This window comes from Kribbella sancticallisti, from assembly GCF_039530625.1.
In the GTDB taxonomy this organism is placed as follows: domain Bacteria; phylum Actinomycetota; class Actinomycetes; order Propionibacteriales; family Kribbellaceae; genus Kribbella; species Kribbella sancticallisti.
Genome location: NZ_BAAAOS010000003.1, coordinates 1 through 13,220, shown reverse-complemented (window position 1 = coordinate 13,220; position 13,220 = coordinate 1). Strand labels below are relative to the sequence as shown.

Here is a 13,220-nt window from a genome sequence, read left to right as displayed (position 1 = left end):
GCGTCGCAGTAGCCGACCCCAAACGAACTGCTGTGAGACTCGCCCGGCGCCACTGTCGGCACTATGTCGCAGAAATTGTAGAGGTTGGCGAAGGCGCCGTCGGCCGCCAGATCGCCAGTCGCGCCTTGACCGTTGGAGCGCCGACTTGCGTCTCGAAGGTGTGACGCATCAGTACTCCGTTGGGCAATGAGGTGATAGCCCAGAGCGGGGTGGACGGCCGTGTGACCGCCCACCCCGGTGTGTCAGTCGGGAAGGTTGATCCACACGTCGGTGGCGCCTGCGTTGGACGGACACCAGGCAGTCGAGTCTCCCATACCCGGGTTCAGCCACGGACCGGTGTGGTACGAAGCGTAACCGGTGGAGTAGTTCTGGCACCGGATGGCCACTTGGTACGCGGTTCCACTCGATGAATTGCATCGTGCGTATCCGCCGCCGATAGTGCCGTTGCTCCGCCAGAGGAAGCCTGACGTGCACCCTGCCGGGTAAGCTTGTGCCTGGGGGGCTGTGACGACTGCCGCTGCTCCTGCCAGCGCGGTCGCGGCGAGCGCGATTCCGGCCGCCCGTCGTACTCCCGTTTTTGTATGCGCCAAAACGCCACTTGCTGTAGTCATGGACAGAGCATTTCAAGACCGCGGGGCCACAACTCCTCACATCGAAGTACGTCGAAGTGTCCATTTCGGGAGCAGGGCATGTGGTAGAAGATGGTCTTCTTTGGTCATGCCGCCTGGCTTGAGCTTTCGCAGCGCTGAACCGCCGCCCCGGTGCCGGGAACAGCGAACCCAGCCAGCGGGAAGCAGGTGCTTGGGGGGGCGACGTACGCGGCATGGACAACCAACCACCAGCTCAGTCGGTCTTCGCCGTGGACGTACGGGAACCGCTTCTCCGCGCGGCGAGCGGGGCCCGCTGACCGTTCCCGGGCGCCGGTGACCGGAACGAGGCCCGGGCGACAGTGTTGGGTTGATTATGCGAGTTCATAGCGCAGCGTGTGGCCGTTGAGCCAGGCGGACGACGATTTCGTTGCGGCGGTGGATGATGTGGCCGCTGGTGGACAGGAAGCGGCGTTGCAGGGTGTGAGGGGTGGCGGTGGCGTAGCCGGGGATGCGGCGGCGGAGCGCGGCGCAGACGGTGTGGGCCAGGACGGTGAGCACGATGTCGAGGTCAGTAGGACGTCGACTGCGACATGTGGACGGTGACGCCGCGCGAGATGTGCCCTGGCCGATGTAGCGCCGGCTATACCCGAGACCGAGAGTGTAAGTTTAAGTGTTACACTTATCGGGGTGTCCGCGCCGGTTGGCTCGGTCGGGATCCGATCAGACGCGAGTTGCCACCTGGCCCGTGAGATGAGGAGAGTATGGAGATTCCCGAGGTGTTCCACCGTCTGCTTGCGTCTAAGGCGGTTGCCTTGGTCTCGACGATCGGCAAGCGTGGAGAGCCGCAGGCCACACCGTTGTGGTTCCTTTGGGATGGTGAGCGTGTGCGGTTCAGTCTCGTCGAGGGTCGGCAGAAGTTGCTCAATCTGCGTCGTGAGCCGCGGATCTCGGTGGTTGTGATCGAGCCGACGCGTCCTGGATTTTACCTTGAATTGCGTGGCCGGATTGATGAGCTCGTTCCTGACTGGGACTGCTCCTTGGAGCGTGCGGTTGCGATGAAGTATGTGGGGGAGTGGACCGACGTCGAGCCCTCCGGCGCGACGCGGTATGCGACGAGCGTCCTCGTCGAGCGAATCACCAGCCAACAGGCTGAACCGAGCTGAGCCGCCGACTGACCGCCACGCTGGACTGCGCGGGGCGCCAGGAGACTGACGGACAGCAGGTGTGCTCGCCGGCGCCCGGCAGGCGGCAGCAATCTTCAGAATAGAGGAGATAGACTCACTGATATCGAGTCGTCGGCTGCCGGATGTCCGGCGGAGGGTAGGCCTTGAATGGGTGCAGATCGCTTACCGTCGCCCGCGGTCGCGCGGGCTCTCACGGTGCTCGAGATCCTCGTGGAGTCCAACGAAGAGTTGACGCTCACGGCTCTGGCGCGAAAGGCCGGGATCCCCTTGGCCACGTGCGCCTCGATCGTCTACACGCTGGAGCAGCGCGACTATGCGATGCGCCGGGTTGTCGGCCGCAGTCATTTCTGGCACCCCACTCTGCGGCTGTACAGCCTTGCTACGCGCCTGATCAGAAAGGTCGACCTGTCATCGGTTGCGGTCCGGGAAATGCGCGAGCTGGCTGACCGCATGGGAATGCCTGTGCACATCGGCGTCCTCACCGGTGCGTCGTTGGTCTATGTTGCCAAAGCTGCCATGCCAGGTTTCATCCAGTTCGATACCCACCCGGGGAAGGTCGCACCCTTCAACCTCACAGCCCTCGGCAAGGCGATCGCGGCCTTCTTACCGGAGGACGAACTGAAGCCTCTGCTCAAGCAACTGGAACAGGGCCGTGGCCCGAAGGCGCCGCGGGTCACTGTGACAGGGTTTCGCGCTGAACTGGCGACAATTCGCAAGCAGGGATTCGCCTTGGAGGATCAGGAAGAGCAGGCGGACATCGCCTGTGTGGCGGTACCGTTTTTCGATGCCACCGAACACGTCGCGGGCTCGGTCGGTGTGACCGGATTCGCGAAGGAACTGACGCGTAACAATCGTAAGCAAGCGAGGGAAGGGCTCGTCGCCCTCAGCAGGATCATCTCCGAGCGTCTTGGCGCGACTGACGCTGCGGACGTCGTCGGAACCTAGCCGACAGATATAGCGGTGACTTGGTCCCTGGCGACGGCCGCCGACGAGCGCTGACGAAGCAAAACCTGTCTGTGTTTCCGGTCTTTGTAGCCAGTAGCCGTCGGTTGCGCGCTGGTCGATCTTCGGCTGACCACAGCATTCTGTCCCCGAGATATCACGTCGAGCAGGCCTAACGCGTGCCGTAGGCACGGCGGGCACCGGAGGCCTTCCGCAGCTTTCGCGGCGAGGGATTGAGTAAGTGCGGGCTGCGATTCGTGGCCCGACGCGATCGCTTGATCTCGGCTGCCACACCCCTGACCGCGATGTCAGCCTTTGAGTGCGCCCGCGGTGAGGCCTTTGGTCACTTGTTTCTGGAGGAGTGCGAAGAGGATGAGGACGGGGAGTGCGGTGATGATCATGCCGGCGAAGAGGGTGACCCAGTTGGTGCCGTAGTCGGCCGCCTGGCCGAGCTGGAACAGGCCGAGTGGCAAGGTCATTTTCGACGGACTGTGGATCAGTACCAGGGCGTAGAAGAACTCGTTCCAGTTGTTCAGGAAGCTGATGATCGTCACGGAGGCCAGACCCGGTCCCAGCAGAGGGAGGATCACCCGGACGAACGTGGTGGTCGGGCCGGCGCCGTCTACTGCGGCGGCCTCTTCCAGTTCGCGGGGCAAGGTTCGGAGGAAGCCGACGAGCACGAAGATGTTGAAGGGCAGGTTGTACGTCGCGTACACGAGGATCAGCCCGATCCGGGTGTCGAGCAGCCCCAGGTCCTGCAGGGTGAGGTAGAGCGGGATGAACGTCACCATCCACGGCACCATCAGGCCCATCAGGAAGACCGCCAGGACGGCACCGTTCAGCCGGAAGGGGATGCGCGCGATCGGGTACGCCGCGAAGGCTGACACGACCACGCCGAGGACGGTAGAGGTGATACTGACAACCACGCTGTTGCCGAAGTACGCACCGACGTCCGCGTTGGTCCACGCGTTCGCGTAGTTCTCCAGATGGAACTCGTCGGCGATGCTCCACGGTCGCGTCCCGAGAAATTCCTGGTTCGTCTTCAGTGAAACGTTCAGCACCCAGGCGAAGGCAGACGCGGCGGAGAAGGCGATGGTTCCCAGGGCCAGATAGATCACCAGATGGTGCCGGCGGTATGACGAAGGCTCGTCCTGCGGGGACGGCCTGGTGCGGCCTGCCGGGGGCGTGGCCCGGACTTCAGTATTCAAGGTCATCGCGCTTCAGCACCTTGTTGAGGATCGTCGTGACGGCCAGCATCACCACGACCAGGATGACTCCCATCGCCGCGGCGTAGCCGAACTCGGTCTGGTCGATGGCGGTTCGGTACATCAGCGTGCCGACCACCTCGGTCGAGCCGAACGGACCGCCGCCGGTCATGATGTAGATGAAGGCGAACGCCTGCATGCTCTGCACGATCCACAACACCAGCAGGATTCGGAGCAGGTCGTGCAGCAGCGGCATCATCACCGACCAGAACAGGCGCCACTCGCCGGCACCGTCGACCCGCCCAGCCTCCAGCACCTCCCGGGGCAGCCGCTCGAAACCCGCGGACAGCAGCACGACCCAGATGCCGATGCCTTGCCACACGGTGGTGAAAGCCACCGCGGGCAGGGCAGTCATGGGATCACCCAGCCACTCCCGTGCCAAGCCGCCAAGACCAAGCTGCGCCATCGCGGGACTGATGAGGCCGAGCGTCGGGTGGTAGATGAACTTCCACATCAGAGCGACCACCGCCGCCGACAGGACCACCGGGGCGAACACGACGAATCGGAAGAACCGTTCACCGCGGATCGGCTGGTTCAGCGCCCAGGCGATCGCCACCGCCGGCGGGAACAGCATGCAGCCACCGACGAAGGTGAACAGGAAGGTGTTCTTCAGTGCGCCGCGGTAGTCCGGATCGGACAGCAGGGCGGTGTAGTTGGCGCCGCCGACATACCTCGACGCGCCGGTGCGGGTCCAGTCCGACAGCGAGATGCCGACCGTCCGTGCCAGCGGGTAGAGGAAGAATATCGCCAGCAGGACAGCGGCGGGCAGCAGGAACGGGATGATGATCCGCCGCTGGGCGATCCGATGCATGTCAGTTCTTGTGGACGCGGCGAAGCGCGACGTCCAGCCGCTTCAGCGTCTCGTCCGCGTCCTGCTGGCCGAAGAGCAGCCGCGTGATCTCGGCGTACACGGGTTTACCGGCCTTGCTCTGCCCCAGACCGAACTCGCGCGGCTGCAGCGACTCCGCCGTGGACAGCACCGTGTCGATACCGGGAACACCTGGAGGACTGGGAACACCGACCACCGCCGAGACCTCACCGATCTCGTTCGCTCGCTTCGTCTGGGTTTCTACGCTGGTCAGCCGGTTGACCCACTCCAGGGCCAGCGGGATATCCGGACTCTTGGACGCGATCGACACATTCTGCAGGGCGGCCATCACAACGCCCTGGTCCCCGGCCGCGCCGTCCACCTTCGGGAACGCGAGGACGCCGAGTTCGAAGTCCTTCGGGACCACGTCCTTCATCTCGCTGACCAGCCATGACCCCATCAGAATCATGCCGGCCTTGCCCTGGAAGAACTGTGCTTGCGCGGCAGTAAAGTCGGTGCCCTTGAACCCCGTCAGGAACGCGTCCTTGTCGCGCAACTCCTGCAGCATCTGCAGGCCCTTCAAGAAGCCGGGGTCGTCGGTGATGTGCCCCTTTCCCTCGGTCAGCACGGCGCGGGCCTTGCCGTAGCCGACAGTCCGCAGCCAGAGATGGTCGCTCCACATCCCCATGTACGGCTCGAACAGGCCAGTGAGCGCGATCGGGTCGACGTTCTTCGCCTTCAGCGCGTCGGTCGCCGCGAGCAGGTCGTCCCAGGTCGCGGGCGGCTTGACCCCGAGATCCTTGAACATCTTCGCGTTGTAGAACAAGACGTGGAGGGACAGCTCGGACGGGACCGCGTAGATCTGCTTGGTCTCCGGATGCTCCATGAACTTCCGCACAGTCGGGCTGTATCGGTCCAGCCACGGCTTGCCGGTCCCCGGATCCTCCTGCTTCAGGTACGGCGTGAGGTCGACCAGCGCACCGTCATCGGCCCACGCGCGCAGGTCGGGAATGGTGCCGTCGAACATCCCGTAGTCCACATCCGGCGGACTACCGGCGCGCCACCGCTGCTCGATGCCCGGCCGCGCCTCGGTGTTGGCGAACGTCAACGTCACGTCAGAGCCCGGCTGATCCTTCTCCAGCCCGGCGCCGACGTTCTCCAAGAACTTCAGACCGGGTGTGCCCTTGGCCGACAGGACGCCGACCTCCAGCTTTCCTGGCTTGACCTGGTCACGCCAGGACGCCGCGTCCGGGCCTTGCGTTTCCACGCCACTGCTGCCGCTGCAGCCTGCGGCAAGCACCATCGTGAAGGCGGCTACCAGAGCCGCGCGCCTCATCATCATCGGAGTGCTCCCTTTCCAGGGCAGGGGAGGAGGGCGGCGAGCGCGCCGAGGATGTGGTCGCCCATTGCGGCTCCTTCGGTATCCAAGAATCGGTCGGCGGCAAAGGGCGCTGGTGAACCGGATCGCACCATTTCCGACCAACATTCGAAATAACAGATTTAAATTCGGCTACCCGAATCGTAAGAGGCGATGGGTGACTGACGCAAGGGCCGACTGTTGCACCGGCCGATGCAGGCAGGACGGTCAGCGGGTGGCGGCCTGCAGTCGGTGCCGCCCCGTCTCCGCTCCAGGCTTGAGATCATCAGGTCAGGGGAGTGGATTGCGATGGCTGACGCCTGGCGATGACCTCGATCTCCACCAGGATCGTCCCGAGACGGGCGCCGGCCGTGAGCCGAGCCGGATAGGGTGGCTCGAAGAATTCGGGAAAGATGGCGTCATAGGCATCCCAGTCGCGGTCTGGATCCTCCAGGAACGCGGTGATCTTGACGACATCGTGGAGCGTGGCGCCCGCTTCGGCCAGCACCGCTCGCAGATTTCGCAGGGTTTGCCTGGTCTGTTCTGCGACATCGCCATCGCCCACCATCGCGCCGGTTGCCGGATCGACAGGCCCGAATCCAGCCGTGAAGATCAGATCGCCCGCGATCCGGGCTTGTGAGTAGTGCCCGCGTGGACGCGGCGCGGTCGTAGTGTCGACTGCCGGGAGGATCTGAGGAAGAGACGTCATGACGAGAAAGGTCCTGTTCTGAGCTGGTCGGCCTGCGGTTCATAGGTCATCGGACTGGCCATCGTGGTCGCCGAGGATTCCGGCTCGTCGTCGGCGCGAACGCGGTCGTGGGCTGGTCATCGAGCGATCGCAGGATGGACGCGACGTCGGCCCGTGACGACGCCGTTGAGGGTGGGTAAGGCTCAGTAGTCCTGGTTCGTCCCTGCCGAGAACGCCGGCCCGCGTGCGGTGGTGGCTGAGACGAGCCGATGGTGACGCTGCTTTCCGGGCCGGCCGCGGACAGTGTGACCTGGCCCGCCCGGTCCGAGAGGTGGACTGGTACAGATTGACGCCATCGCCTATCCGAACTCGACCCGGCAACCATTTCCAACATCACTTGGTGTTCCTCCGCCCTGCCGGCGCCAGGCCGAAGTCCTGTTCTGGTGGCGTTCCGGTCCGCCCGAGACATATGATCATACAGCTATCTGAATCTATATCTATGATTTCGAATAATGGGAGATGACGGACGTGGAGCACCTCAAGGAGGGTTGGCCGGAGCGGGTCGAGCGGTCGCAGGAGGTGATCGACACCGTCAGCCGGATCCTTTCCGACGTCGAGCGCGAGGGGCTTCCCGCGATCCGCCGGTACTCCGAGCAACTGGACAACTGGAGTCCTGAGTCGTTCATCGTGTCCGCGGACACGATCAAGGCCGCGGCCAGTTCCGTAGACAAGGAACTGGCTCGGCACCTGGAGTTCGCCCGCGGCCAGGTGGAGGGATTCGCGAAGCTCCAGCGGGCCACGATGACCGATCTGGAGGTGGAGACCCAGCCCGGTGTTGTGCTCGGACACAGACACCTCCCGATCAGTCGTGTCGGGTCGTACTCGCCCGGCGGCCGGTATCCGCTGATCGCCTCCTCGATCATGACCGTGACCGTGCCGAAAGTGGCCGGGGTGGACACTGTGGTGGCAATGGCGCCGCCGTGGAACGGCGGCGGGATCTACGAACCGCAGTTGTACACGATGGACCTCGCCGGAGCTGACGTAATCGCATGCCTCGGTGGTGTGCAGGCGTTCGCAGCTCTTGCCTTCGGCTTCGAGGGTGTGCAGCCGGTGGATCTCGTGGTCGGTGCCGGGAACGCGTACGTCGCAGAGGCGAAGCGGCAGTTGTTCGGGATTGTCGGGATCGATTTGCTCGCCGGGCCGACGGAGGTCGCCGTGATCGCGGACGAGACGGCGGACCCGCGTCTGGTGGCGGCGGACCTGCTGGGTCAGGCCGAACACGGCTTCAACAGTCCGGCGCTGCTGGTCACGACCGACCGCGCGTTCGGAAGGGCTGTCATCGCCGAGATCGACCGGTGGCTTTCCACTGACTGGCCCACCGTTGAGGTCGCGGGCGGCGCATGGCGTGAGCACGGCACGGTGGTGGTCTGTGAGTCGCGGGAGGAGGCCGTCAAAGTGTCTGACGCCTATGCCCCGGAGCATCTGGAGGTGCAAACGGCCGACGACGACTGGTACGCGGAGAACCTGCGCAACTACGGGTCGCTCTTCATTGGGCCCGAGTCCACGGTCGCTTTCTCGGACAAGTCGATCGGCACCAACCACGTCCTGCCGACCGGGCGGGCGGGTCGCTACACCGGTGGGTTATGGGTTGGGAAGTTCCTCAAGACTGTCACCTACCAGCGACTCACCACTGCAGGTGCTGCCTCGATCGCTCCGTCAACGGCGGCGATCTCCGATGCGGAGCTGATGTACGGCCACGCCCTGACCGCCCGCCTCCGCCAGCCCTGATCCGTCGCTCACGTCCGAGGACCGGAGGAATGTTTCTCCAGTCCTCGGATGATGTGGCCCATGGCGTGGCCTCCGCCGCCCGCGGGGTCAGCCCAGGTGGGGCAGGAGATCGGTGAAGTCTGCGAGGAAGCGCTCGATCATCCGGATCTCCTCGGCGTCGAGGCGATGAGCCGGTTCGCGGCAGTACGCACTGACGAACAGGCCGCGGCGGACCGAGATCAACTTTTCTGCGGCGATGATCCGCTCGGTGTCGAGCATCCAGTAGGAGATGTAGGGCAGTAATCTCCGGTGCAGGTCGAACCCGGACTCGACCTGCACCGGGTCCGGCGAGGTCAGCCGCCGCCAGATCTCGACGTACACCTCGGTGACCGAGCAACCGGGTTGCGTGCCGACCGCACCGCGGCGTACTGCGTCCGGCAACTGAACGCCGGCATAACCCTCGACGGCGAGGAGCGGCGGGGTCCGTGCGGCGAGCTCGGCGATCAGCGGGCCGGGTGGCGAGGACTCCACCTTTACCAGGCGGAGGTTCGGATGCTTGGCCTGGATCTGACCGAGTACGTCCGCATCCAGGACGGTGCCGGTCTCGGCCGGGGCGTACTGCAGCACAACCGGTACCGGGGCGACCGACTCCAGTACCGCCTCGATGTGCTGTACGAGGGCCCGGCGGGACGGCGAGAGAAAGTGCGGCGGAAGCAAGTTGATCAGGTCGGCGCCGGCGTCGACCGCCGCACGGGCCCGGTGTGCGGCCAACCGGGTCGCGTGATCCTGGACGGCGATCACCGCTGCGACGTCCGGCCGGTTCCGGGTCTGTGAGAGCAGGATCTCGGTCAGGTGCCACCGCTCGTCCTCGGACAGCTTGTGGAACTCCGAGGCGAAGCCCGGAAACATCATGCTGGTCACACCGGTGGACAGCACGTAGCGCACCACCCGGTCGAAGCCGCCGTAGTCGACCTCACCCGACTCCGTGAACGGTACTGCCAGCACGGGCGACACGCCCCGCACCAGCAACGACGCGTCGGTCTGGATATCCACAGTCATTTCAGGCTCCCCTCGAGCAGTTCGGCGAGGTTTCCGCCGAGAACCGCTGCCTTGTCATCCGGGCTGATCGGCCAGTCCCGGATCCGGTCCAGTTCTGCCACCGGCACCGTGTACGGGGAGTCGGTCGAGAACACCAGTCGCCCGGCTCCGATCGCCGGTTCGCGAGCGAATCCGGTCAGCACGGTGTCCCAGGGTGCGTACGCGGTGTCGCCGTACAGGTTCGGTGCGTACTGCAGGGCAGGCACGGCGTCGATCCAGAAGTCGGTCGCGCCGCTCTTGCCCATCAGTATGGGTAGCTCGGGTCGCCGACGAGCCACAGTCGCGAGCGGCAAGGGGAGCGCGGTCGGCGGCGTGCCGGTGCGGACGTAGGCGAACCAGCTGGACTCGGCCGCGAAGTCCAATAAGGGATCGAGGAGCCCGTCGAGCAGATCGAATCCCTGCAGCACGGAGTCCACGGCCAGGGCGACGGCTCCCGCGTCGCGGGCCCGGTCCAACTCGTCGACGGCCGCCTTACCGCGCCACGGATTGGCCACCGCGTACGGCAACAACCGCTTCGACTGGTGGTGAGCGGCAACTGTCGCCTCGTTTCCCGCACGGTTGTCGTAGGCAACACAGTGCTCAGCCGGGGCGACCAGCGCCATGTCGATGCCGAGCGAATCCATCGTCGCGAGCAACCGGTCGACCGGCAGGCTCGCGTCCCGGCTGTCACCGATCCGGACGTGCGCGTCGATGATCATGCAGGTAGCTCCAAACCGAGCGCACCGAGCGCGTCCGCGTGCACGATCTGCTGGATCGCCTCGTCCGGAACCCGTGGCAGTTTGGTGCCCTCGAGCATGTCGTTGACGGTCCACAGCCCGGCGATGGCCTCGCCGGTGTTGGCGATCGGGAAGTCCGAACCGAGCAGCAGCTTGTCGGTGCATCCCCACTCGACCGCGTTGATCAGCGACTGGTACAGCACCCAGGGCCGCAGGTAGATCGACGACACGTCCGCATACACGTGCGGATGCTTGCGGATCGTCACCACCGTCTCCCGGCTCCACGGATGACCCATGTGCGCCATCACGATTCGCAACTTGGGGAATCGCAGCGCCACCTCGTCCGTTACCAGCGGATACGTGTATCGCAGCGGCGCGTGCCGCATCGGTGAAGCACCCTGGTGAAACAGGATCGGCAGGCTGTGCCGCTGGCAGTACTCGTAGAACCGCAACGCGGCTTGACCCAGCGGGTCGAAGTCCTGGTAATTCGGCCCGAGCTTGACGCCGACGAGACCGAGGGATCGGGCCCGGTCTGCCTCCTCCAATGCGCCGGGCCGGGCCGGATTGACCGACATGAACCCAATCCGCTTCGTCGGGTTGTCCGCGACGAACTCGGCGGTCGCGTCGTTGCACCGCTCAGGAGGATAGGACAGGCCGGTCGCCGCGAGTGGATCGTCGACCGCGATGTTGAACACGATCGACACGTCCGCGGCTGCCATCGCCTCGTCGTAGTCGGCCCACGAGTTCGTCGTCACCACCGGTCGGTCGGTCCGCCAGTTCTCGTACACCCGGCGCTCCTCTGCGGGCACCGCGAACCGATGCGTCGGGGTGTGGGCGTGCACGTCGACGATCATCGGAACTCCCGTAGCAGGTCATCTCGCACAGTAACTCCCAGTCCTGGTTCACTGCTGAGCCGCACGCGCCGGCCATCGCTGTCGAGCGGTTTCGTCAAGATGTCCTCGGCGTAGTAGTGCGCGCCGATGATGTCGCTCGGGATCGCCGCCAGTCGAGGGATTGCGGCAGCTACGTGAAGCTGTGCCGCGGCGCCGATCCCGAGCTCGCCGTTCGACCCGATCACCACCGCCAGCCCGAATGACGCGGCCAGCGCGGCCATCCCGACGGCGCGACCCGGGCCGGCCGACTTCCCGACGTACAGGCTGATCACATCAGCGGCACCGGCCTCGATCACCCGAACCAGATCGGCGGTGCCGAAGACCGACTCGTCGGCGACGATCGGCGGGCCGAGCCGGCGGAGCTCTGCGAGACCGGCAAGATCATCTCGCTGGAGTGGTTGTTCGACGAAAGCGACGCCTAGTCGGTCGAGCGCCCGGATTGCCCGGACGGCCTCGGCCCTCGACCAGCCACCGTTGGCGTCCGAGCCGAGGAACACACCCTCGCCGACCAGCGCACGGGCCTGGTCGAAACGCGCCACGTCCGCCGGCACCCCCAGCCCAACCTTCACCTTGAACGCGCCGAACCCGGCCGCGCGGGCAGCGTGGTAGGCCCGCTCGAGGTCAGGTCCGTCGCCGGACAACGACAGCTTGATCGGGATCTCGTTACGATAGGGACCGCCCAGGGCCACGGCGAGCGGGACATCCAAGGTCCGGGCGTACGCGTCCCACAAGGCGATCGATAGCCCCGCCTTGGTGAACGGGTTGCCGTGCAGCACCTTGTCCATCAGCTCATCCGCCGCGCCGACCGGTGTCAGCGCAGTACCGATGAGGGCCGGCGCGAGAACCGCGCGGATGAAGTGGTCGGCGCTAGCGCCGTCCTCGCCGCTCCACAGGGGCGTCGCGCTGACCTCGCCGTACCCCTCAACGCCGTCACTCGTGACCACACGGACCAGGAGGAACTCTGAGCGCTCGTGTGCACCCTTGGCGCCGCGTACCATCAGGTCGGGGTGCGCATCGAGGCTCACGTGGGCGGTGTGGACAGCCCTGATGGTCGGCCTCATGCCGCTGCGCCGAGGAGCCGCGCCGGGTTGTCCACGAGCATCGCCTGCCGCTGGGCGTCGGTGATACCCCAGCCGTCGATCTCCTTAACCCGGGCCACGGCATAGTCCTGACTCGGCTTGTCCGACAACCCCGCATCAGTACCGAAGAGCACCTTGTGCGGCGGTGCCTCGGCGAGGATCCGGCGAGCTGCGTACGGCGGGGTGCCGCAGAGGCAGAGGTAGAGGTTGTCGGTCTCCTGGGTCATGGCCAGCGACTCGCGCCACAGGTCGTGCAGACCACCGTGACCGAGCACCACTGGCAGCCGTGGGTGCCGCCTTGCCAGGGCCGCGATCTGGCCGGCCGTCGAGTACGGAGGTGTGCCGTCGTGGCTGAGTAGGATCCCGCCGGCCTCGGTGATCACCTCGCAGATCGGGTCCAGCGCCACCTCGTGCATGCTGAATCCTTGTAGCCAGGGGTGCAGCTTCAGGCCACGCAGGCCGAGATCGGTCACCATCCGCTCGGTCTCGGCCAGCGCGCCGTCGCGGCGGATGTTCACCGTGCCGAAACCGACGAGCCGGTCCGGGTACGCCTTGACGAAGGCGGCGAGTTGGTCATTCGCCTCCCGGGTTGAGTTGAACAACCCGTCATGGCTGAGCACCACCGCCTGATCGAGGCCGGCCGAGTCCATGAAGGTGACGAACTCGTCCGCGCCGAACGGCGTCCCGGCCAGCCAGGTCACTGTTTCCCAGGCCGGGGTGTGGGTGTGGAAGTCGATCACAGTGCCTCCGCCAGCTCGATCAGGCGACTGCTCAGTGTGGCCGCGAGCAGGTCGAACCATTGTTTGCCTTTGTCCTCCGAGCCGCGCTCGGGA

The 13,220-nt window shown here is 65.6% G+C and carries 13 protein-coding genes; 3 read left to right on the top strand and 10 right to left on the bottom strand.

From position 1 onward, the window contains the following. Nucleotides 1–971: 971 nt before the first annotated feature. Entirely contained in the window at nucleotides 972–1,148 is a 177-nt protein-coding gene (locus ABD255_RS01015) for a hypothetical protein (RefSeq protein WP_344208705.1), read from the bottom strand. Between the two features lie 203 nt (nucleotides 1,149–1,351). Here ABD255_RS01015 and ABD255_RS01010 point away from each other — a divergent pair, with 203 nt between their 5' ends. Both ABD255_RS01010 and ABD255_RS01005 read left to right on the top strand, forming a co-directional pair. Next, nucleotides 1,352–1,753 carry a TIGR03618 family F420-dependent PPOX class oxidoreductase gene (locus tag ABD255_RS01010; protein ID WP_344208703.1) on the top strand — a complete coding sequence of 134 codons (402 nt, stop codon included), beginning with the start codon at nucleotides 1,352–1,354 and terminating at the stop codon, nucleotides 1,751–1,753. 168 nt (nucleotides 1,754–1,921) lie between these two features. Continuing rightward, entirely contained in the window at nucleotides 1,922–2,719 is a 798-nt protein-coding gene (locus tag ABD255_RS01005; protein ID WP_344208701.1) for an IclR family transcriptional regulator, read from the top strand. Between the two features lie 305 nt (nucleotides 2,720–3,024). Here ABD255_RS01005 and ABD255_RS01000 read toward each other — a convergent pair whose 3' ends face one another. From ABD255_RS01000 to ABD255_RS00985, 4 genes are all read right to left on the bottom strand, one after another. Then, nucleotides 3,025–3,930 (bottom strand): carbohydrate ABC transporter permease, encoded by a 906-nt coding sequence (locus tag ABD255_RS01000; RefSeq protein WP_344208699.1) that lies wholly within the window; start codon nucleotides 3,928–3,930, stop codon nucleotides 3,025–3,027. Further along, a complete protein-coding gene (locus tag ABD255_RS00995) occupies nucleotides 3,914–4,792 on the bottom strand; it encodes a carbohydrate ABC transporter permease (RefSeq protein WP_344208697.1) in 879 nt (292 codons plus the stop codon). The genes ABD255_RS01000 and ABD255_RS00995 overlap by 17 nt, the downstream gene beginning before the upstream one ends. Nucleotide 4,793: 1 nt before the next feature. Then, the gene (locus ABD255_RS00990; protein WP_344208695.1) at nucleotides 4,794–6,131 is read right to left on the bottom strand and encodes an ABC transporter substrate-binding protein; all 1,338 of its coding nucleotides are present in this window, start codon (nucleotides 6,129–6,131) and stop codon (nucleotides 4,794–4,796) included. Between the two features lie 301 nt (nucleotides 6,132–6,432). Then, nucleotides 6,433–6,855, bottom strand: coding sequence for a RidA family protein (locus ABD255_RS00985; RefSeq protein ID WP_344208693.1), 423 nt, complete (start codon nucleotides 6,853–6,855; stop codon nucleotides 6,433–6,435). A gap of 498 nt (nucleotides 6,856–7,353) precedes the next feature. Here ABD255_RS00985 and hisD point away from each other — a divergent pair, with 498 nt between their 5' ends. Continuing rightward, nucleotides 7,354–8,622: a histidinol dehydrogenase gene (hisD, locus tag ABD255_RS00980; protein WP_344208691.1), complete on the top strand. Its 1,269-nt coding sequence runs from the start codon at nucleotides 7,354–7,356 to the stop codon at nucleotides 8,620–8,622. An 87-nt stretch (nucleotides 8,623–8,709) separates the two neighbouring features. Here hisD and ABD255_RS00975 read toward each other — a convergent pair whose 3' ends face one another. From ABD255_RS00975 to ABD255_RS00955, 5 genes are read right to left on the bottom strand one after another with little or no spacing between them, the layout of a single operon-like run. Next, nucleotides 8,710–9,660: a dihydrodipicolinate synthase family protein gene (locus ABD255_RS00975; protein ID WP_344208689.1), complete on the bottom strand. Its 951-nt coding sequence runs from the start codon at nucleotides 9,658–9,660 to the stop codon at nucleotides 8,710–8,712. Next, a complete protein-coding gene (locus tag ABD255_RS00970) occupies nucleotides 9,657–10,397 on the bottom strand; it encodes an amidohydrolase family protein (RefSeq protein ID WP_344208687.1) in 741 nt (246 codons plus the stop codon). Before ABD255_RS00970 ends, ABD255_RS00975 begins: the two co-directional genes overlap by 4 nt. Then, nucleotides 10,394–11,269 carry an amidohydrolase family protein gene (locus ABD255_RS00965; protein ID WP_344208685.1) on the bottom strand — a complete coding sequence of 292 codons (876 nt, stop codon included), beginning with the start codon at nucleotides 11,267–11,269 and terminating at the stop codon, nucleotides 10,394–10,396. The genes ABD255_RS00970 and ABD255_RS00965 overlap by 4 nt, the downstream gene beginning before the upstream one ends. Continuing rightward, nucleotides 11,266–12,333 carry a mandelate racemase/muconate lactonizing enzyme family protein gene (locus ABD255_RS00960; RefSeq protein ID WP_344208683.1) on the bottom strand — a complete coding sequence of 356 codons (1,068 nt, stop codon included), beginning with the start codon at nucleotides 12,331–12,333 and terminating at the stop codon, nucleotides 11,266–11,268. The genes ABD255_RS00965 and ABD255_RS00960 overlap by 4 nt, the downstream gene beginning before the upstream one ends. Before the next feature lie 32 nt (nucleotides 12,334–12,365). Beyond that, nucleotides 12,366–13,127: an amidohydrolase family protein gene (locus ABD255_RS00955; RefSeq protein WP_344208681.1), complete on the bottom strand. Its 762-nt coding sequence runs from the start codon at nucleotides 13,125–13,127 to the stop codon at nucleotides 12,366–12,368. Between the last annotated feature and the right edge of the window lie 93 nt (nucleotides 13,128–13,220).

Bases quoted from the DNA above. Each gene is read 5' to 3' on its own strand.
- ABD255_RS01010 (WP_344208703.1), top strand. From the start codon at position 1,352: ATGGAGATTCCCGAGGTGTTCCACCGTCTGCTTGCGTCTAAGGCGGTT.
- ABD255_RS01005 (WP_344208701.1), top strand. From the start codon at position 1,922: ATGGGTGCAGATCGCTTACCGTCGCCCGCGGTCGCGCGGGCTCTCACG.
- ABD255_RS01000 (WP_344208699.1), bottom strand. From the start codon at position 3,930: ATGACCTTGAATACTGAAGTCCGGGCCACGCCCCCGGCAGGCCGCACC.
- ABD255_RS00995 (WP_344208697.1), bottom strand. From the start codon at position 4,792: ATGCATCGGATCGCCCAGCGGCGGATCATCATCCCGTTCCTGCTGCCC.
- ABD255_RS00990 (WP_344208695.1), bottom strand. From the start codon at position 6,131: ATGATGATGAGGCGCGCGGCTCTGGTAGCCGCCTTCACGATGGTGCTT.
- ABD255_RS00985 (WP_344208693.1), bottom strand. From the start codon at position 6,855: ATGACGTCTCTTCCTCAGATCCTCCCGGCAGTCGACACTACGACCGCG.
- hisD (WP_344208691.1), top strand. From the start codon at position 7,354: ATGACGGACGTGGAGCACCTCAAGGAGGGTTGGCCGGAGCGGGTCGAG.
- ABD255_RS00975 (WP_344208689.1), bottom strand. From the start codon at position 9,660: ATGACTGTGGATATCCAGACCGACGCGTCGTTGCTGGTGCGGGGCGTG.
- ABD255_RS00970 (WP_344208687.1), bottom strand. From the start codon at position 10,397: ATGATCATCGACGCGCACGTCCGGATCGGTGACAGCCGGGACGCGAGC.
- ABD255_RS00965 (WP_344208685.1), bottom strand. From the start codon at position 11,269: ATGATCGTCGACGTGCACGCCCACACCCCGACGCATCGGTTCGCGGTG.